Source organism: Rhodobacteraceae bacterium M385 (assembly GCA_025141835.1).
GTDB lineage: Bacteria > Pseudomonadota > Alphaproteobacteria > Rhodobacterales > Rhodobacteraceae > Gymnodinialimonas.
This window is the reverse complement of the sequence record CP081102.1, coordinates 1,061,716-1,081,509: the sequence shown is the minus strand read 5'-3', so window position 1 is coordinate 1,081,509 and position 19,794 is coordinate 1,061,716. Positions and strand designations below refer to the sequence as shown.

22 protein-coding genes are annotated in these 19,794 nt (G+C 61.3%); 11 read left to right on the top strand and 11 right to left on the bottom strand.

Annotation, left to right across the window (positions count from 1 at the left end):
* Positions 1-7: 7 nt before the first annotated feature.
* Positions 8-874, bottom strand: a complete 867-nt coding sequence (locus tag K3728_05290) for a DMT family transporter (protein ID UWQ97456.1) — start codon at positions 872-874, stop codon at positions 8-10.
* A 203-nt stretch (positions 875-1,077) separates the two neighbouring features.
* Positions 1,078-1,845: a YebC/PmpR family DNA-binding transcriptional regulator gene (locus tag K3728_05285; protein UWQ96647.1), complete on the bottom strand. Its 768-nt coding sequence runs from the start codon at positions 1,843-1,845 to the stop codon at positions 1,078-1,080.
* 135 nt (positions 1,846-1,980) lie between these two features.
* Here K3728_05285 and K3728_05280 point away from each other — a divergent pair, with 135 nt between their 5' ends.
* Positions 1,981-3,756 (top strand): SLC13 family permease, encoded by a 1,776-nt coding sequence (locus K3728_05280; GenBank protein ID UWQ96646.1) that lies wholly within the window; start codon positions 1,981-1,983, stop codon positions 3,754-3,756.
* A 146-nt stretch (positions 3,757-3,902) separates the two neighbouring features.
* Here the strand turns inward: K3728_05280 and K3728_05275 are convergent, their stop codons facing one another.
* The 3 genes from K3728_05275 to K3728_05265 all read right to left on the bottom strand — a co-directional run bounded on the left by K3728_05275 (position 3,903) and on the right by K3728_05265 (position 7,215).
* A complete protein-coding gene (locus K3728_05275; protein UWQ96645.1) occupies positions 3,903-5,684 on the bottom strand; it encodes an SLC13 family permease in 1,782 nt (593 codons plus the stop codon).
* Between the two features lie 139 nt (positions 5,685-5,823).
* A complete protein-coding gene (locus tag K3728_05270) occupies positions 5,824-6,627 on the bottom strand; it encodes a TIGR00282 family metallophosphoesterase (GenBank protein ID UWQ96644.1) in 804 nt (267 codons plus the stop codon).
* A gap of 9 nt (positions 6,628-6,636) precedes the next feature.
* Complete coding sequence (locus tag K3728_05265; protein ID UWQ96643.1) at positions 6,637-7,215, bottom strand: 5-formyltetrahydrofolate cyclo-ligase; 579 nt, start codon at positions 7,213-7,215, stop codon at positions 6,637-6,639.
* Positions 7,216-7,291: 76 nt separating this feature from the next.
* On the opposite strand from K3728_05265, the gene K3728_05260 reads away from it, so the two are divergent.
* From K3728_05260 to K3728_05220, 9 genes are all read left to right on the top strand, one after another.
* Entirely contained in the window at positions 7,292-7,906 is a 615-nt protein-coding gene (locus K3728_05260) for a VOC family protein (protein ID UWQ96642.1), read from the top strand.
* A complete protein-coding gene (locus K3728_05255) occupies positions 7,903-8,373 on the top strand; it encodes a GNAT family N-acetyltransferase (protein UWQ96641.1) in 471 nt (156 codons plus the stop codon). The genes K3728_05260 and K3728_05255 overlap by 4 nt, the downstream gene beginning before the upstream one ends.
* A 79-nt stretch (positions 8,374-8,452) precedes the next feature.
* Complete coding sequence (locus tag K3728_05250) at positions 8,453-9,160, top strand: molecular chaperone DjiA (protein ID UWQ96640.1); 708 nt, start codon at positions 8,453-8,455, stop codon at positions 9,158-9,160.
* Position 9,161: 1 nt separating this feature from the next.
* Positions 9,162-10,163, top strand: coding sequence for an endonuclease/exonuclease/phosphatase family protein (locus K3728_05245; protein UWQ96639.1), 1,002 nt, complete (start codon positions 9,162-9,164; stop codon positions 10,161-10,163).
* A gap of 27 nt (positions 10,164-10,190) precedes the next feature.
* A complete protein-coding gene (locus tag K3728_05240) occupies positions 10,191-10,541 on the top strand; it encodes an AAA+ family ATPase (GenBank protein UWQ96638.1) in 351 nt (116 codons plus the stop codon).
* 160 nt (positions 10,542-10,701) lie between these two features.
* The gene (locus K3728_05235; GenBank protein ID UWQ96637.1) at positions 10,702-12,525 is read left to right on the top strand and encodes a M3 family oligoendopeptidase; all 1,824 of its coding nucleotides are present in this window, start codon (positions 10,702-10,704) and stop codon (positions 12,523-12,525) included.
* A complete protein-coding gene (locus K3728_05230) occupies positions 12,522-13,004 on the top strand; it encodes a GNAT family N-acetyltransferase (GenBank protein ID UWQ96636.1) in 483 nt (160 codons plus the stop codon). The genes K3728_05235 and K3728_05230 overlap by 4 nt, the downstream gene beginning before the upstream one ends.
* Before the next feature lie 23 nt (positions 13,005-13,027).
* Positions 13,028-13,906 carry a M20/M25/M40 family metallo-hydrolase gene (locus K3728_05225; GenBank protein ID UWQ96635.1) on the top strand — a complete coding sequence of 293 codons (879 nt, stop codon included), beginning with the start codon at positions 13,028-13,030 and terminating at the stop codon, positions 13,904-13,906.
* Positions 13,907-13,991: 85 nt separating this feature from the next.
* A complete protein-coding gene (locus K3728_05220; protein ID UWQ96634.1) occupies positions 13,992-15,179 on the top strand; it encodes a membrane dipeptidase in 1,188 nt (395 codons plus the stop codon).
* Positions 15,180-15,194: 15 nt separating this feature from the next.
* On the opposite strand, the gene K3728_05215 is transcribed toward K3728_05220, so the two are convergent.
* The 6 genes from K3728_05215 to K3728_05190 form a co-directional block, all read right to left on the bottom strand.
* Positions 15,195-15,500 carry a DUF4389 domain-containing protein gene (locus K3728_05215; protein ID UWQ96633.1) on the bottom strand — a complete coding sequence of 102 codons (306 nt, stop codon included), beginning with the start codon at positions 15,498-15,500 and terminating at the stop codon, positions 15,195-15,197.
* Positions 15,501-15,572: 72 nt separating this feature from the next.
* On the bottom strand, positions 15,573-16,541 hold the full coding sequence (locus tag K3728_05210; GenBank protein UWQ96632.1) for a Gfo/Idh/MocA family oxidoreductase: 969 nt from the start codon (positions 16,539-16,541) through the stop codon (positions 15,573-15,575).
* A 24-nt stretch (positions 16,542-16,565) separates the two neighbouring features.
* Positions 16,566-17,000, bottom strand: coding sequence for a hypothetical protein (locus tag K3728_05205; protein ID UWQ96631.1), 435 nt, complete (start codon positions 16,998-17,000; stop codon positions 16,566-16,568).
* Between the two features lies 1 nt (position 17,001).
* The gene (locus K3728_05200; GenBank protein ID UWQ96630.1) at positions 17,002-17,139 is read right to left on the bottom strand and encodes a hypothetical protein; all 138 of its coding nucleotides are present in this window, start codon (positions 17,137-17,139) and stop codon (positions 17,002-17,004) included.
* A gap of 182 nt (positions 17,140-17,321) precedes the next feature.
* Positions 17,322-18,218, bottom strand: a complete 897-nt coding sequence (gene rpoH / locus K3728_05195) for an RNA polymerase sigma factor RpoH (protein ID UWQ96629.1) — start codon at positions 18,216-18,218, stop codon at positions 17,322-17,324.
* A gap of 248 nt (positions 18,219-18,466) precedes the next feature.
* Positions 18,467-19,474 carry an RluA family pseudouridine synthase gene (locus K3728_05190; protein UWQ96628.1) on the bottom strand — a complete coding sequence of 336 codons (1,008 nt, stop codon included), beginning with the start codon at positions 19,472-19,474 and terminating at the stop codon, positions 18,467-18,469.
* Between K3728_05190 and K3728_05185 the strand changes: the two genes are divergently transcribed.
* A complete protein-coding gene (locus tag K3728_05185; GenBank protein UWQ96627.1) occupies positions 19,473-19,787 on the top strand; it encodes a hypothetical protein in 315 nt (104 codons plus the stop codon). The genes K3728_05190 and K3728_05185 overlap by 2 nt on opposite strands.
* The last annotated feature ends 7 nt before the right edge of the window (positions 19,788-19,794 follow it).

The window sequence follows — 19,794 nt, the reverse complement described above, 5'->3', positions numbered from 1 at the left end:
GCTTCACCTATCTTACCGCGTCGCCCGCTAAGGCTTCTTCCTTGCGGCGGCGACGCGCCAACGCGGTCTCTCGCCATGTGATGAAGCTTACCGACGCAATAATCATCCCGCCCCCCGCGATCACGAAGATATCGGCGGGTTCGCCAAAGACAAACACGCCCAAAGCCGTGGCCCAGACCAATTGCAAGAACGACACCGGCTGCGTCACCGCCAAAGGCGCGGCGCGGAAGGCCAATGTCATCGTGTAGTGGCCGAGGGTGGCAAAGAAGGCGCAGAGGAACAGCCACCCCACATCGCCCCAGGTGACGGGCACCCAGACATACCACGCCAAAGGCGCTAGGATGATCGGGACCACCAGCGAAAGATAAAAGACTACCACTTCGGCACTGACCCTTTGGGATGCCAGCTTGGCGAGGAAATAGCTCGCCGCCATGGCGACGGCCGTGATCAGCATCGTCACATGTCCCAGGTCGATCTCTCGGAATCCGGGGCGGATGATAACGAAGGTGCCCACAAAGGCGATGACCACCGCCGCGATGCGGTAGGGGCCAAGGCGCTCTCCCAGAAACAGCACGGCCAGCAGGATCACATAGACCGGATTAAGGTAGTTCAGCGCCGTCACATCGGCGATCGGAATGCGCGTCATGGCAAAGAACCAAAGCGACACGGCCAGCGCATGGGCCACCCCGCGCGCCAGGAATATTCCCATCAAGCCCCGGCCCACATCTTCCCGTTTGACCGAGGGCAACATCGGGATCAGGAACACCAACCCCAAGGCATAACGTAAAAAACCCGATTGGATCGCTGGCACCTGCGTGCCCACCATCTTCACCGTCGCCGTCACCGCAACAAAACAAAGCCCGGTCACAAGCATCCAGAAAACACCCCAACCGGGGCGCTGCTCTGGGGTGTCAGGTTTAAGAGAGGGGACAGGCGTTTCCATGCCTTGCCAACAGATCACTCTGCCGCGTCAGCGGCAACCGCAATCGGCACCGAAGGTGCCATTGATTGCGCGGTGGGCGCCGCCGTCAGGCGGCGCCACAATGTCAAAGCGCCGTAAGGCGCGGCGGATCAAGCCTATTCAGAAAGCTGCGCCATAACCTCGTCAGAGATTTCGAAGTTCGCCGTCACGGTCTGAACATCGTCATCTTCTTCCAGCGCCTCGATGAGCTTCATCAGCTTTTGCGCATCTTCAAGGCCAAGCTCTGTGGTCGTCGTGGGACGCCATACCAGTTTAGTGGATTCCGACTCGCCCAATTCAGCCTCAAGCGCATTGGACACCTCGTGCAAATCTGTGTCCGCACACCACACAACGTGGTTCCCAAGGTCTTCGTCGCCGTCGCCCTCATTGGTTTCCACGTCTTCCGCGCCCGCTTCGATTGCAGCCATCATCATCGTGTCAGCGTCGCCCACAGAAAGCGGATAGGTCACCTGCCCTTTGCGGTCGAACATGAAACCAACGCTGCCGGTTTCGCCCAGATTGCCGCCGTTCTTGGTGAACGTGGAGCGCACGGTGGAGGCGGTGCGGTTCTTGTTGTCGGTCATCGTTTCCACGATCACCGCGACGCCGTTGGGGCCATAGCCCTCATAGCGGATCTCGTCATAGTTCTCCGCATCGCCGCCGGTCGCCTTGGAAATCGCCCGTTCAATCACGTCCTTAGGGACGGAGACGGATTTCGCCTCTTTCACCGCCAGACGCAGACGCGGGTTCTTGTCCGGGTCCGGGTCGCCCATCTTGGCTGCCACGGTGATTTCCTTGGACATCTTCGAGAACACCTTCGCGCGCAGCTTGTCCTGCCGCCCCTTCCGGTGTTGGATGTTTGCCCATTTTGAGTGGCCTGCCATGGGTCGCTCCCGCCTTTATGAATAACCTGTCGGAGGCCCATATACGGCACGAGCGCCCCCCCGTGCAATGGCCCCCGCCGCCAGCCGCCCCGCTATCCGCGTGACGCGGCGTGGCAGCCCCGCTAATGTTCCCCCATGACCACAGATCAAATCATCCTCTTCACCCTCTTCGGAGCCGTCTTCGCCCTGCTACTTTGGGGACGTTTCCGCTATGATATGGTGGCTTTCTCCGCCCTCATGCTCGGCACCGTGTTGGGGGTTGTTCCCGCCTCAGATGCCTTCGCGGGTTTCGGCCACCCCGCGACGCTCGTGGTGGCGCTGGTGCTGGTGGTCTCGGCGGGCCTTGTGCGTTCGGGCGCGGTGTTTCTGATTACCCGCACCTTGGTGGATGCCTCTCGTTCCTTGGGGGCGCATATCACGATCATGGGGGCGATCGGCGGCGTGTTGTCGGCGTTCATGAACAACGTCGCGGCCCTTGCCCTGTTGATGCCCGTCGATATCGCGACCGCCCGGAAATCAGGCCGCTCTCCGGGCCTGTCGCTGATGCCGCTATCGTTCTGCACCATCCTTGGCGGTATGGTCACACTGATAGGCACGCCGCCCAACATCATCATCGCCACAATCCGTGAAGACCAGTTGGGCGCGCCTTTTCGCATGTTCGATTTCGCCCCCGTCGGCGGTGTCGCGGCCATCGCGGGCCTCGCCTTTGTGGCGCTGATTGGCTGGCGCCTAATCCCCAACCGTGACAGCGGCGTGGGCGGCGACCAACTCGAAGCGCTCGCCCCCTACATTGCCGAACTACGCCTGCCCGAAGACAGCAAACTGGACGGCACCCGCCTGCGCGACCTCCAAGGCGCCGCGGAAGAGGCCGACGTGGCCATCCTCGGCATCCTGCGCGATGGCAAACGTCGCTTCGGCACCGGGCGCAATCTGACCCTCAAACACGGCGACGTGCTGGTGCTAGAGGCCTCTCCCGAAGCGCTGGACGAATTCCGCGTCGGCCAGAACCTCGAAACCGCCGAGACAGAGAACGCTGCCGCCAATGCCATCGGCGACGGGGTCAGCTTCATCGAGATGGTGGTCCCTGACGATGCCCGTATCGCTGGCAAAACCGCCGAAAGCGTGGGGCTAGCTTGGCGCCAACGCACCACGCTGATGGGCATCGCGCGCAAAGGCACCCGGATCACGAAACGCCTGCGCAAAACGGTGGTGCAACCGGGCGATATCCTCCTGCTCCTCGCGCCCTCCGACAGTGCCGATGACGTGGTCAAATGGCTCGGCGGCCTTACGCTGGCGGACCGAGGCCTCACCGTCACCAACGATAGCAAAACCTGGGCCGCCATCGGTCTCTTCGCGGCCGCCGTCATCGCGGCGTCCCTTGGGATCGTCTACCTGCCCATCGCCCTTGGCATCGTGGCCGTGGGCTACGTTCTGATGAAAATCCTGCCCCTGTCCGAAATCTACGACCACATCGAATGGCCCGTCGTGGTGCTTCTGGGCTCCATGATCCCGCTCGGCGCGGCTCTCGATAGCTCTGGCGGCACCGAGCTCATCGCCAATTCCCTCGTCAGCCTCACCCAAGGGATGCCCGCCTGGGCGATCCTCACCGTTTTGATGGTCGTCACCATGACCATGTCCGATGTTCTCAATAACACCGCCACCGCCATCGTCGCCGCCCCCGTTGGCATCACCATGGCTCAATCTCTTGGTGTCTCCCCCGACCCTTTCCTGATGGCCGTTGCTGTCGCCGCCTCCGCCGCCTTCCTCACGCCCATCGGCCATAAGAACAACACGCTGATCCTTGGCCCCGGCGGCTATGGCTTCGGCGACTATTGGCGCATGGGCCTCCCGCTGGAAATCATCGTGGTCGCCGTCTCCATCCCCACAATCCTTTTGGTCTGGCCTCTCTGACAACCACCCCAATCGCGGCCTCCCCCTTCATCTTGGCAAGTACACCTCTGGGGGTCGCGCCTCCTTCAGGAGGCGCCTAAGGGGGCTAGCCCCCTTCTTAAAAATCGAATGCAGCTTTAGCTGCTCCGGTCTTGAAATGCCTCTTCCTACAGGGGCCAGATCAACGGGATCGTCAGGCAGACGACCACCCCCAACGACAGGTTCAACGGTACGCCAACCTTCAGGAAATCGCTGAACGCATATCCACCCGGACCGTAGACAAGCATATTCGTCTGATACCCAATCGGCGTTGCAAAACAGGCCGACGCCGCGATCATCACCGCAATCACCAAGGGCCTCGGGTCCACGCCCGTGGCTTGTGCCAAGGCAATCGCGATCGGGGCCATGATCACCGCAATCGCGTTATTCGATACCAGCTCTGTCAGCACAGTTGTGATGTAGTAGACCGCGAACAACAGCACCCATGTGGGCGCGCCCTCCAACCACGGGGCCATCGCCCCCACAATCAGGTTGATCCCGCCCGTATGATCCAACGCGGCCCCCACGGCGAGCATGGCGAAGATCAGCGCCAGCAAGCGGCCCTCGATGAAGCTGAACGCCTCTTCCGCGTCGATGCAGCCGGTCAACAAAACAACCGCCACGGCCACCACAGCCAGCGCCAGGATCGGGGCCACGTTCAACGCCGCCAACACCACGATCCCCGCCATGGCGGCAATCGCTATGGGGGATTTCTCGCGTCGGTAAGCCCGCTCCGAGGGATGCGTGACATCGACCAGATCCATATCCGCCGCCAAGCGCTGAATGTCTGCCGGATCTCCCTCCAGCAGCAGCGTATCCCCGATCCTGACCACCAGATCATCCAATTGCGTGCCGATGTTCTGGTTCCGCCGATGCACCGCCAATGGATACACCCCGTAGCGCCGCCGCAAACGCAGGTTCCCAAGGGACCGGCCGATCATTTTGCACCCCGGTGTGATCAGCACCTCGACCGTGGCCGTCGCCACCTGGCTCAGCTTATCGACCGTTTTCAGCTCCTTGGAGGCCTGCAACCCCAGTACCTCCGCCATATCGGTGCGCAGAACGACGCGGTCGCCCTCTTCCAGGGTCACCGCCTTCATATCGCGCCGCAAAGAGGCATCGCCGCGCAGCACGTCGATCAGGCGCACCCCGTCGCGGCGGAACAAGTCCACCTCTTGCACCGCTTGTCCGATCAGGGCCGAGCCCTGTGGCACCGCCACCTCGGTAAAAAACTTCGGCCTGGAGCTTCTGCCCCCCAACAACGATGCCATCGACGCCCTGTCCGGCAGCAAAAACCGCCCAATAAACGTCAGATAAATCATTCCCCATGCCACAACGACCAAGCCGATGGGAGTAACCTCGAATATGGTCAACGGCGCCAACCCCTGCGCCCTTGCCACCCCATCCACCAACAGGTTGGTGGAGGTGCCAATCAGCGTCAGCGTGCCCCCCATGATCGCCGCATAGGACAGTGGAATAAGAAACTTGGACGGTGATTTCCCGAGGATCTTCGAGATCTGAACGAAGACCGGGATCATGATGACGACAATGGGCGTATTGTTCATAAACGCCGACCCCACCGCCACGAACGCCAGCAAGCTGGCCACCGCAACGGCAGGCCTTGCCTTGGCATTGGCCTCGGCGAACTTGGTCAGCCGGTCCAGTGATCCGGTGCGCACCAAGGCCCCCATGACAATGAACATCGCCGCGATGGTCCAAGGCGCGGGGTTAGACAGCACGTCAATCGCGTTGTCATAGGGCAGCAGCCCCAAGATCAGCAAAACCGCGCAACCGCCAATGGCGACGACTTCCGTGGGCCACCGTTCCCACAGGAACATGGCGAACATGAACAGCAGGATCGCGAGGGTCAAAAGCCCCTCTCCGGTGTCTGATAGAGGCAAGGTCAGCATGATCTCTCCAGCAAGATGCGCGGATCAAGCATCCTCCAAGCGTCCCGCGCTCGCAAGGGTTTACGCGCCTTTCCGGCTTGGCTGCACAAGGAAGACGCGCAACTGCCCCATCCCTAGGGCCAGCAGCCCCTGCACCGGCCTAAGGCGTGGCCGATTGAAGGCGCCCGCCCTCTCGGATCGGGGTAATTGTCTTGGCGTGGCCGGTCTGGTCGTCGGTTTCAACCAAAACGCCAGAAAGTGTCGCCTCGCCCGTCGCCGGACTAAAGCGATCCTTCGGCATTCCGGTGATGAAGCGACGCAGAGGTTCGGTCTTTTCCATCCCGATAACCGAGTTGTAATCGCCGCACATGCCCGCATCGGTCATATAGCCGGTGCCGCCGGGCAGGATCATCGCGTCGCCCGTGGGCACATGGGTATGGGTGCCCACCACAAGGCTGGCACGCCCATCGCAGTAATGACCGATCGCCATTTTCTCTGAGGTCGCCTCGGCGTGGATATCAATGATCCGCACTTTCGCCTGCCCGCCAAGGGTCCTTAACGCGCTCTCAAGGGCTGAGAACGGATCATCGAAGGGGCGTTTCATGAACACCTGCCCCAGCGCCTGCGCCACCAGAACCTTACGCCCCTTCACATCAAACAGCCGCGCCCCTTTGCCGGGGGCGGATTTGGAGAAGTTCAGCGGGCGCACAATACGCGGCTCATGCTCGATGAATTGCAGCATGTCTTTCTGGTCAAAGGCATGATCGCCCAAAGTCAGACAATCGGCCCCGGCATCCAGCAGGGTCTTTGCATGCGCGCCCGACAGCCCCATGCCAGAGGTCGCATTTTCGCCGTTAACCACCACGAAATCGAGCTTCCAGTCAGCCCGAAGCCCCGCCAAACGCTGAGTGATCGCCGCACGTCCTGCGCGGCCCATGACATCGCCAAGATAAAGAATACGCATCCGAAGGGCTTAGGCGGGCTTGGCCGCGGCGGCAAGGGGGCCGTTTTCGGTAATCAACGCATCAAGCGGTTGATCGGTGGGTTCTTGCGGAACTTCGGGCAGTTCCTGCGCGGCGAAGGCAAAGCCAATGGCTCGCGTGGGGGCGGCGGCGCGAAGCTGTTCCAGCGTGCGGTCGTAAAAGCCGCCGCCATAGCCCAACCGGTTAAGCCCCGCGTCAAAGGCCACCAGCGGCACGATCAGCGTATCGGGCGTTAACCAATCACCCTTGGCCGGGACGGACGCCCCGAAAGGACCGGGGATCATCGCAGTTGTGGGCGTCCATTCCTGAAACGTCAGGGGCTGGCCGTTGGCCTCGATGATCGGCACGCAGATACGCGCACCGGCCTTGTGCAGCGCCTCCATGGCGGGCAACGGCGAAAGCTCGGTCCGCATTGCCATATAGCCCGCGATAATGCGCCCCTCCGCCGGGCCGATGGCGGCCAGAAGATGCCTGGTGGCCGAGGGAACAAGGGCCGAGGCCTCGGCGTGGGCGGCTTTGCGGGCGGCGAAGGCTGCGGCGCGCGCAGTGGCTTTGAGGTCCTGGATCATGGGGGCATCAAACGCCAAGCACGGCGCAAGTGCTAGGTGCTTTCCGACGCGGGGCGCATCGGTTACGACTAGGCCCATGCTGACCTTCGATCATATCGCTGTCTCTGCCGAGACCTTGCCCCGTGGCATCAAAGACGTGGAAGCCAGCCTTGGCCAACCGCTGCTTCCCGGTGGGGAACATCCCGACATGGGCACCCACAACCGCCTTTTGTCCTTTGGGCCGGAAGAATATTTTGAGGTGATCGCCGTCAATCCCGACGCCGATGGGCCGGATCAGCCGCGGTGGTTCAACCTTGATAACTTCAAGGGCCAAACGCGGGTGACGAACTGGATCTGCCGCTGCCCCGATATCGAGGCCGCGATTGCCGCCGCACCCGAAGGGGTTGGTGTGCCATGGCGGTTACAACGCGGGGATTTGCGCTGGTCCATGGCGGTGCCCAAGGACGGGAAGCTGCCGTTCGAGGGGCTGTTTCCGGCGCTGATCCAATGGCACGGGCACGTGCATCCGGCCCCCTTGTTGCAAGATAGCGGCGTGCGGCTGAAGGAATTGCGGCTGCATTCCCCCGACGCGGCCGCCCTTCGGGCGGCGCTCGACCCGCTCCTCCGTGACGCACGCGTCATCGTCCTCGCCGCTGAAACGGCTCGGATCGAGGCGCGGTTGAGCACGCCGTCGGGCGACGTAACCCTATGATTGAACGGGCCCGTGCCAGCGACGCGGCGGCGGTTTTGGCGCTGTGGAATGAGGTAATCTCTCAGACCACGATCACGTTCACCTCCACCCCAAAAACGGCGCAGCAGATCGCTGACTTGATCGCCACCCAGCCGGTTTTCATTGCCCGTGATGGCGACGATACCTTGGGCTTTGCTACCTATAGCCAGTTTCGCGGCGGCGACGGCTATCGCCTGACGCAGGAACACGCGATTTACCTGACCCAAGCCGCTCGAGGGCGGGGCATGGGTAGGGCGCTTTTGGCCACGGTTGAGGACCACGCTAGGGCGGCGGGAAACCACTCACTTATCGCGGGAATTTCGGGCGAGAACACGGGCGGACTTCGTTTTCACCAAGCGATGGGATTTGAGAAAGTCGGACAAATCCCGCAAGCGGGGCATAAGTTTGGTCGGTTTCTGGACCTCATCTTGATGGTTAAGCTTCTTTGACAGGCGAATCCGTGTGAAATCCTTGTGAACACGTGATTTTGCTCTGCCGCTTTTGGGTCGCTGCGGGTAAGCTGACGCCATGTCGCTCTGGACCCGCATATCCGAGGCGCTGGAGGCGCTGCGCCAAGGTGAAAGCCTGTCGGAGGTCTTTGGACGTTTGCGCACCCCGCCTGAACGGACGGTGGCCTTTACGATTGCGGTCATTGCGCTGTCGGCCAAAATGGCCAAGGCCGACGGTCTGGTGACCCGCGATGAGGTGACCGCCTTTCGCCGCGTGTTCCACATCCCCCCCGCCGATGAACCCGCCGCGGCGCGGGTCTTCAATATGGCGCGCGAAGACGTCGCGGGATTTGAGCACTACGCCAGCCGGATCGCAGGCATGTTCCGGGTCGAGGGCAAGCCCTGCGGCGCGGACAGCGTGTTGTGTGACCTGATGGAAGGTCTGTTCCACATCGCCACCGCCGATGGCGATTACCATCCGGCAGAAGACGCGTTCCTTGCCCGTGTGGCCGAGATTTTCGGGATGGACGACATCGCCTTCCGTCGCCTACGCGCGCGGCACGTGCCAGACATGGCGCCCGATCCCTATAGCGTGTTGGGCGTGTCGCCCGATGCCCCCCTTGATGACATTCGCGCAATCTACCGGGCCGAGGTGCGCCAGATGCACCCCGATCAGATGATTGCGCGGGGCGTGCCGGAAGAAGCCGTGAAGATGGCCGAACGGCGGATGCAGGCGATTAACCAAGCGTGGGAAGAGATTCAGGATAGCCGCCGGGAAATGGCCTGAAATGCGCATTGCGACCTACAACGTTGAATGGTTCTTCAAGCTGTTTGACGATGCCGGGAACCTTCTACGCGATGGCGATTGGTCGGGGCGTTGGAACGTCACCCGGGCCGCCCAAATTGACGCCTTGAGCCGTGTGTTTCAAGCCCTCGACGCCGATGCGATTTTGGTGGTGGAGGCCCCGGATACCAGCCGGGGCCGCGACGGGACAATTGCGTTGCGCAACTTCGCGGCCCACGCAGGGCTTCGCGCGAGAGAGGTATTGGTAGGCTTCCCAAACACGACACAGCAGGAATTGATGCTGCTTTATGATCCCGATGTCATCTCCGCACGCCATGATCCCCTGACCACGGGCGCACCGCAGTTTGATGGCGAATTCGCGATTGATCTGGACATCGACGCGACCGAAGATCTCGTGCGGTTCTCGAAACCGCCGTTGGAGGCTGCGCTGGAAACGCCTGTGGGACCGCTGCGCCTGATTGGCGCCCATGTGAAATCCAAAGCCCCCCACGGGGCGGTGACAAACGCCGATGTCATGCGGCTGGCGATTGCCAACCGGCGCAAGCAACTGGCCCAATGCATCTGGCTCCGCCGTCGGGTGGCGGCGCATCTGGATGCCCGCGAAACGCTGATCGTGGCCGGAGACCTGAACGACGGGCCGGGTCTGGATGAATATGAGGCGCTGTTTGGAAGATCGGGGCTGGAGATTGTGCTGGGAACAGCAGAGCCCGCGGATCGGCGGCTGTATGACCCCCACGCGGCCGAGGCGTTGCAGTCAAAACTATCAGCCGCGCCCACGACGGCACGGTTCTTCAAACGTCATGAGAACCGGTATCTTCAGGCACTGTTGGATTACATCATGGTGTCGCCCGCTTTGCGGCCTCGGGCGGATCAATGGCGGATTTGGCACCCCTTTGATGACCCTGAGTGTTGGGAGCGAAAGGATTTGCACGAAGCTTTGCTGACGGCGTCCGATCATTTCCCCGTAACGCTCGACTTGATCTGAAGGGGGGGCTGCCCCCATGTTGAACCTATGAAACACGCAGTCTCCGTAGGGATTTTGGCTGGCGCGCTCGCGATTGCAGCACCCGCAGCCGCACAAGATGACAGTGACTTGAGCGAAGGTCTTGGCCTGTTGGGCGAAGGGACTCGGCTGATCTTCGAGGGGTTGATGGAAGAGATGCGTCCGATGCTGGAGGAAGCGCGGCCGTATTTTGAGGATGAAGTGCTGCCGTTCCTGAACCGCATGGGCGAGTTGATGGACGATGTGACCTCGTACGAATTGCCCGAACGTCTGCCCAATGGCGATATCATTATCCGCCGGTCCCCTGATGCGCCTGAGTTTGTGCCTGAGGTGGGTGAAGACGGAGAGGTCGAGTTGTAGGCGCCGCTACGCGCCGCAAGGGGGCGCGGCCCCCTTGGCGGTTTTCCCAAGGAAAACACGCCTACCCCCGCGATATTTGAGAAAAGATGAAGGGGCGGGTTGAGACCTTGGCCGCGCGGGCGCATATCTGTGACGACGCTTGTTTTTAAGAGGAATTCCCATGCGCCTGTCGTTTCCCGCCCCCGCCCGCGATGCTGTGTCTGACACCGGAGGCGCGCCGTTGGAGGGTTTGCCGGAGTGGGATTTGAGCGACCTTTATGAAGGCCAGGACGCGAGCGATCTGAAGCGGGACTTGGATTGGTTGGAGGGGGCGTGCCGTTCCTTTGCCACCGATTACGAAGGGAAGTTGGCCGACTTGGACGCGGCGGGTTTGCTGGAATGCACCTTGCGCTATGAAAAGATCGACATGATCGCCGGGCGCATCATGTCTTTCGCCGGTCTGCGGTATTACCAGAAAACGACCGATGGCGAGCGGGCGAAGTTCATGTCCGACATGCAGGACAAGATCACCACCTACACCACGCCGCTGGTCTTTTTCTCTCTAGAGTTCAACCGCATTGAGGATGCGCCTTATGAGGCGATGATGGCGGAGAACGGAGACCTTGAGCGCTATAAGCCGGTGTTTGACCGGATGCGCGCGATGAAGCCCTATCAGTTGAGCGATGAGTTGGAGAAGTTTCTTCACGACAGCTCGGTCGTGGGGTCGTCGGCTTGGAACAAGCTCTTTGATGAGCAGATCGCGGGTCTGGTGTTTGAAGTCGATGGCGAGAGCATGGGCATCGAAGCGACCCTGAACCTTCTGACCGACAGTGACCGGACGCGGCGTGAGGCGGGTGCACGGGCGCTGGCCGAGAAGTTTGAAGAAACCGCGCCGCTGTTTGCGCGGGTTCACAACACCTTGGCGAAAGAAAAAGAGATTGGCGATCGGTGGCGCGGGTTGCCCTCGCCGCAAGCGAGCCGTCATTTGGCCAACCATGTGGAGCCTGAGGTGGTGGAAGCCCTGCGCAATGCCGTGGTCGCCGCCTATCCGCGCCTGTCGCATCGCTATTATGCGCTGAAGGCCAAGTGGATGGGGTTGGACAAGATGCAGGTCTGGGACCGCAATGCCCCCCTGCCGATGGAAGAAAACCGCATCGTAGGATGGGACGAGGCGCAGCGCGTCGTGTCCGAGGCCTACGCCGCCTTTGATCCGCGGATGGAAGAATTGGCGCGGCCCTTCTTCACCGACGGCTGGATTGATGCCGGCGTGAAAGAGGGCAAGGCCCCCGGCGCTTTTGCCCACCCAACCGTGAGCGACGTGCACCCTTACGTGATGCTCAACTACCTGGGCAAACCGCGCGATGTCATGACCCTCGCGCACGAGTTGGGCCACGGCGTTCACCAACGCTTGGCCGCAGGGCAAGGTGAGATGTTATCCTCTACCCCGCTGACATTGGCCGAAACCGCATCTGTATTCGGCGAAATGCTGACCTTCCGCAAGATGCTGTCCGAGGCCAAGGACGATGCTGCGCGCAAGGTGATGCTGGCGGGCAAGGTCGAGGATATGATCAACACCGTCGTGCGCCAGATCGCCTTCTACGATTTCGAGTGCAAGCTGCATGACGCGCGTCGAAATGGTGAGCTGACTGTCGATGACATCAACGCCCTGTGGATGTCGGTGCAAGGCGAAAGCCTTGGCCCAGTATTCGAGTTCATGGACGGCTATGAGACCTTCTGGGCCTACATCCCGCATTTCGTCCATTCGCCCTTCTATGTCTATGCCTATGCCTTCGGTGATGGCCTCGTGAACGCGCTTTATGCCGTCTATGAGGAAGGCGAAGAGGGCTTTGAAGAGAAGTATTTCGACATGCTGAAGGCGGGGGGATCAAAGCACCACAAGGAGCTTTTGGCGCCCTTCGGGCTCGACGCCAGCGATCCGGCGTTCTGGGACAAGGGCCTGAGCATGATCGAGGGCTTCATTGACGCGTTGGAGGCGATGGAGTGAGCGCGAGTGAAGGCGGCGTGACCCTGCGCCGCCTGACCGATACGGACCGCGCGGCCTTTGCCACAATCACGATACCGCCTGCACAAGAGACCTTTGGCGGGCGGCCCGAGGCAGCCTTCGATGATCTGCCAGAGCACATGGACCTTTACGGGATCGAAACCGCCGAAGGGCCTGCGGGCCTTTTCAGGATTGATCGGGGCTACGGGGCCTATGATTTTGCCGCCCAAGATGAGGTTGGTTTGCGGTATTTCATCGTCGACCATCGCCAACAGGGGCGCGGAATCGCAGCGGCGGCCTTGGGGCAATTACCAGACGTGCTGCGCCGCGATTACCCCGATGCGCCTTCCATTGCTTTGACCGTGAATTGCCGCAACTTGGGCGCTTACCGTGTCTATGAACGGGCCGGGTTCAAGGACACAGGTGCGCTCTATCTGGGCGGGGGCGCAGGACCGCAACATATCATGCGGTTGGGCCTGTGACTCTGGACCGACGGCATGTCCTGATGGGTGGGGCCGCCGCCCTGCTTTCCGGCCCCGTGGCCGCGCAGGCTGATCCGATTGCGGCGCTGGTCGATCAAGTCTCGACCGATGCGCTGGCGAACGTGATCCACGGGCTGACACGCTTTCCGACGCGCTTCACAGGCCATCCCAACTTCCCGGTTGTCGAAGGCTGGGTCTATGATCTGATGGCCCAACAGGGCGATGTCACGCGGTTTGGGTTCCAGATGCCCTCCGGCAAGACACGGCACAATTTCATTCTGGGCGATGCCAGCGATACACGCGGGGTGATCTTGATCGGGGCGCATTACGACAGCGCCTCGGAAGATCCGATGAACAACGCGCCCGGTGCCAATGATAACGCCACCGGCATGGCCGCGATGTTTGAGGCTTACCGCATCCTGTCAGGCGCGGGGCTTAACAAAAGCATCGTTGCGGTGGCTTTTGCGGGGGAGGAACAGGGGCTGTTCGGCTCCGCCGCGTTGGCGGAGTTTGCCCGGACCGAGGGCTGGCCGATCGAGATGATGGTGAACCTTGATATGTTGGGATGGCGCCCACCCAACCCGAACGCGCCGATGATCGTGGAATACGACATGGGCAATGCCGTGGCGGACAATGATGCAGCCTCTGCTGTTTTCGGGCAGCTAATGGCCCAGGTCGCGGCCCAATACACCACGTTGAACACCACCCATACAGACATATGGTCCAGCGATTACATGCCGTTCGAGGCGGCGGGTTTCCCAGCTATGGGGCTTTACGACGGCGGGGTGGAAAGCCCCCGTTACGGCACCAGCCGCGATATCCCTGAAGTCATCGACTACGGCCGGCTAGAGCAGGCGACGCGCATGGTCGTGGCCGGGGTGGCGCGATACTGTGGGGTGTAGAGTGACTTGTATCCTCGCGCCCATCGCTCTTGCGTAAAATGCGCGGGCGTGGCTACCTTGCGATGACATCGCGGGGAGGATGAACATGCGGGTTTTTGGTAAGTTTCTCGGACGGTTATTGCTGCTTGCGGTCGTGCTTTTCGCGGCCTTTTTGGCCTTTGGGCCGGGCTATGTGGAATCCCAACGCAACGCGGTGAACTGGCAAGGTCCCTACCCTGTTTCAGATGATGCCGCCGCCCTGCACGGGTCTTTGACCATCGGGGATTGGCACGCGGACAGCCTGCTTTGGAACCGGGATCTGACCCGCGAAAGCACCTTTGGCCACGTCGATGTGCCCCGCCTTCTGACCGGCAACGTGGCGCTGCAAGTTTTTACGGCCGTCACGAAATCTCCGGCCGGGCAGAATTACCACGAGAACACCGCAGATGCCCGCGACAACATCACCACACTGGCCATGGCGCAACTCTGGCCGCCGCGCACCTGGAACAGCTTGACCGAGCGCGCGCTTTATCAGGCCGAGCGTTTGCATGGTTTCGCAGAAACCTCGGACGGCGCGTTGCGTGTCATCACCACCGAGGCTGATTTGGACGCACTGCTATTGGCCCGCAGCCAAGGGGTGCAGGTCGTGGGCGGATTGTTGGGGATTGAGGGCGCCCACGCGCTGGAAGGCGATATCGCCAACCTCGACCGGATGGAGGACGCGGGCTACCGGGTCATCGGATTGCACCATTTCTTCGACAACGAATTGGGCGGATCACTGCACGGTGTCGGCGACCAAGGGTTAACGGCGTTCGGACAAGAAGTCGTGGCCGAGGTCGTGGCCCGCGGCATGGTGCTGGACCTTGCCCATTCCTCGGAACAAGTCGCCCGCGACGTGATCGCGGCCACGGATATTCCGCTGATTGTTAGCCACACGGGCCTGCGATCCGCCTGTGATGCGCATCGCAATTTCCCCGACGATCTGATGCGGGCGATTGTGGCCAACGGCGCGGATCAAGGGGGCGGCGTGATCGGGATCGGCTATTGGGCCGATGTGACCTGTGATGACAGCCCCGATGGGGTCGCCCGTGTGATTATGGCGGCGATTGAAGCGGTTGGGGTGGATCACGTCTCGCTTGGGTCGGACTATGATGGATCGGTTTCGGTGGGGTTTGTGTCGTCCGAATTGTCTGCCCTGACAGATGCCCTGCTGCGGGCGGGTGCGACGGACGATCAGATTCGCGCGGTCATGGGCGAAAACATGCTACGAGTTCTGCGGGCGCGGTTGAACTGATTGGTTAACGCGGCGCTAGTCTAGATCGGTCCAGGGCCAAGGCTTCACGTCCGAGGCCGCCGCTTGGTAACGGGCGGCCTTGGCCATCCAAATCCCCAGATCGGTGCCGAAATCGGCCAACCTTTCATTCGGCTCTCCCTTGGAGACGGCAATCACGATGAATTGGATCACGGTGATCGCTGTCAGAACCGTGCTGGCAAGGCTGAGCATGATGGCGATCAGGACCACATGTAGCAGCCGCTGCAAGATCGCATCACGCTCGCCCTCGGGCTGTTCGCCGTTCAGGCGGCCTTCTAGATTCTCGTCATCATTTCGGGCCATGGAAGGCGTCCTTTTTCAAGCGTCGGGCAGAGTTTAGCCGCCCGTCCGCGCGGCGACCAGCCCAGTCACGCCTTAACCAGTTGCTTGGGCAAAAATCGCGTCCAACACCGCTTGGGTGCCTCGAGATCGTTCCAGCGGACAAGCGAAAGCGGCACCGTCAAGGACATAGGCTGCCACGGCTTCAACCTGCGCGATGTATTGATCAACGCCGGGATAGCGGATCACCTGCACCTCAGCCCCGTCGCGTTCAATGATAATCTGCGCCTCGGCGTAAGAGCCGGGGTTGAACGGCGCGGGCACGCAAAGCGTCCCTTCAGTGCCGTGAAACATCATGGTTTGATAGCGCGAGGCGCGCATGGATACGTGGAAATCAAACCGCACGTTTCCCGCCCGTGACGACACCCAGGTCGAGGTGTCGACACCATTCTCGCGCACCATATCGACATGGACGGGCGCAGGCTCCAACCCCGTCGCAAGGCGGAAGGCCCCGATGGGATAGACCCCGATATCGCGCAACGCACCGCCGCCCAGATCAGCCGAAAGGCGGATGTTCGAAGGGTCGGCAAGGCCATAGGTAAACACGCCGGTCACATGATGCAGGCGCCCGATGGCGCCCTCGGCGATCAATTGGCGCGTGCGGTGCCATTGCGGGTGATGGGCCGGCATCCAGGCCTCTGCGATCAGGCGGCCTGTGGCCTCACGCGTTGCAATCAGAGTGTCGAAATCATCGGTCGACAGGCCAATCGGCTTTTCGCACAGCACGTGCTTTCCAGCCTCGGCGGCCTTAATGCTCCATTCCGTGTGCAGCGCGTTGGGCAGGGGGATGTAGACGGCGTCAATCTCGGGGTCACTCAAGATGGCGTCGTAGCTCCGCTCGACTCGCAACCCGGGCACGAGGTCTTCGAATGGGATCGCGCGGGCGGGATCGCGGGTGGCAATGGATTTCGGGCGGGTGCGGCGGGCGGCGTGGATCGCGGGAGCCATGGTTTTACGCGCAAAACCAGCGGCCCCGAGGATGCCCCATGTCAGATGTTGTGTCATGGGGCCAAGCTATCGCGCCGCGGTTCAAGCCGCCAGTGGCATCGTGTGGCTACGGGGGCCGTGAGCCTCGGCCAGCATCGTGGCAAGCACCGTGCCAATCACATCAGAATAGGCCTCTTCCAGCTCAAGATTGTGAGACAGATGTTCACAAACCGTATCCATTAGCGCCGCATGGATCGCCATATAGCCGCGCGGAGACATACCAGAGGCTCGCAATTCATGGGCCAGCCCGCCGACAAGCGCCCGCAAAGCGCCGGGATGATTGATCACGGCAACGGCGTTTGTGAGCATGGTGGCAGGGCACACAGGCAGGCGCTGCCCCATGGCAGGCGCGTAGCGGGCCAGATGCATCCGAAACGCCATTTCGGTCTGGGCAGGGCGTTGGCTGATGCGCGGGAGGGTCGCTTTCACCAAGGCGAGTTGCACAGGGGTAACGGGAGGCATGGTGGTCACAGACATATCACGCGTCTCCGGGCTGGGGCTGTTGCGCGGCGCGGGCAATGCTGAACTGCGGTAGAGCCGCAAGAAGGGCAAAGACATCCTCTTCAGCGGTGCCCTTGGGGGCGGCTTTAGGCAGGGTAAAGAGGCGGCGAAGCATGGGGTGTGTCCGATGTTGTTGGGCGCTGTCTGTGAACAGTTATGCCCCCTACCCGCGTGTCCCGAAAGGCAGGGTTTCCGTACCCACAGTCCCATCCCCAGCATGGAAAAGACCCACACGGGTGAACCGCATGGGCCTTCTGTCTTGGGCACGCCTTGGGCAAACGCGCCCTATCTTTTGCCTTACGCGGTGGCCAACATGCCTTGTTCCCGCGCCAGGTCGCGCATCCGCTTTTGCAGCTTTTCAAACGCCCGCACTTCAATCTGGCGAATGCGTTCGCGGCTAACATCATAAACGGCGGACAGCTCTTCAAGCGTCACGGCTTTTTCCTGCAAGCGGCGCTGGGTCAGGATATCTTTTTCCCGCTCGTTCAGCACTTCCATCGCCTCCGCCATCAGGGCCATGCGGCTTTGGTATTCGTCCCGCTCTGCGTAATCGGTTGCTTGATCGGCGTCTTCGTCTTCCAGCCAATCCTGCCACTGCGCCGTGCCGCCGTCTTCCGAGCCGACCGTCGCGTTGAGCGAGGCATCGCCCCCCGACATACGGCGGTTCATGGAGACAACTTCCGTCTCGGTCACGCCAAGGTCATTGGCGATCCGCGCAACGTTTTCCGGGCGCAAGTCACCCTCTTCCAGCGCGCCGATACGGGCCTTGGCTTTACGCAGGTTGAAGAACAACTTCTTTTGCGCGGATGTCGTGCCAAGTTTCACCATCGACCACGACCGCAGGACGTATTCCTGAATCGCGGCGCGGATCCACCACATGGCGTAGGTCGCCAGGCGGAAGCCCTTTTCGGGGTCAAATTTCTTGACCGCCTGCATCAGGCCCACGTTCGCTTCCGAGATCACCTCGGCCTGAGGCAAGCCGTAGCCGCGATAGCCCATGGCGATTTTAGCCGCCAAACGCAGGTGGGACGTGACCATCTTGTGCGCCGCGTCCGTGTCTTCGTTTTCGACCCATGCCTTTGCGAGCATGTATTCTTCTTCAGGCTCCAGCATCGGAAACTTGCGGATTTCCTGAAGGTAACGATTTAGACCGCCCTCGGGCGTTGGGGCGGGAAGATTTGCATAATTGGCCATGACTGGTTCCCCTCGTGCGATTGTCCCGATTTACGGGCCGGGCGCGTTGATGCGCTTTCCGGTATGATATGGCATGTAAATACGATTAACTTAACTTCAAGAGGTCGCGTTTACATTTTGTACAAAGGATATGAACCTCTCGGAAAAACAAGGCAACTGGCCAGAACGCGCAGTAACGTGCATTTGCGCACATGTGATACTTTTCAAACCATCCCCTCAGCCGCGTGGTTAGTCAGGAATTGTTGCGATTACGTTAATGCCGCCAGCAAATCGCGAAAATCATCCGGCAAGGGGGCCTCAAAGCTCAGAAATTCCTTAGTGACCGGGTGCACGAACCCCAGCGTCGCCGCGTGCAGGGCTTGGCGCGGGAAGGTATTTAACTTCTCGGCTCCCAGCACTTTGGCGCTGACCCGTCGGCGCCCCCCATAGGTCTGATCGCCGATCAAAGCATGGCCCGCGTGGGACATATGGACCCTAATCTGGTGCGTACGTCCGGTTTCCAAACGGCACGACACCAGCGAGACCGGGCCATAGGCCTCGACCACACGCACGCGGGTTACGGCGTGACGGCCCCCGGTGAACAGCACCGCTTGACGCTGTCGGTCGGTCTTGTGGCGGGCAAGTTGCGTGGTGATCTTCACGGTAGAGCCCTCAAAACTCACGCCTTTGACACCGCGCAGGCGTGGATCTGCACCATCGGGGGCCCCGTGGCAAAGCGCCAGATATTCCCGCTCCATCGAATGATCGGCGAATTGCGCCGCCAATCCGTGATGGGCGCGATCAGACTTGGCCACCACCAACAGCCCCGAGGTATCCTTGTCGATCCGGTGCACGATGCCGGGGCGCTTTTCGCCCCCCACGCCCGACAGTTTGCCCCCAAAATGATGCAGTAACGCGTTCACCAATGTCCCCGAGGGCGAGCCCGGCGCGGGATGCACCACCATGCCAGCGGGCTTGTTGACCACAATCAGGTCTTCATCTTCGTGGATAATGTCCAAGGGAATATCCTCGGCCACCGTTTCCACTTCGGCGGATTCCTCGACAGTGATCGTGACCACGTCGCCTTCGACCACCTTCGCCTTGGGATCCGTCAGAACCGCGCCATTCAAGGTGACGGCGCCCGCCGGGATCAGTTTGGCCAACCGTGTTCGGCTAATCGCCTCTGCCTCTGGCACGGCGCGGGCCAGTGCCTTATCAAGGCGCGGACCCGGCTCGGGTCCAATGGTAACTGAAACGACACGTGTGAGGCCGGACATGGCGGAAGACTTTCCCGAAGAAGACGGCCCCCTGCCCCCCAACCTGCGCTTCCTGCGCATGTTGGTGACGGTGCTGACCGCGGTGATGATCCTCGGCGTCATAACCATCGTGGCGCTGCTTGTCATCCGGTTGGCTGATAATGGTCAGCCGATCCTGGTCCACCCTGAGGTGTTCGAGATCCCCGAGGGGGTCAACACGTTAGGGTATAGTGTGGTGGATGGCTACACGGTGATCGTCGGCGACGACCAGGTGATCCGCGTTTTCGCCAGCGATACGCGGGAGTTGGTGGATCAATTGGACCTTGCGCAGTAACGCAGCA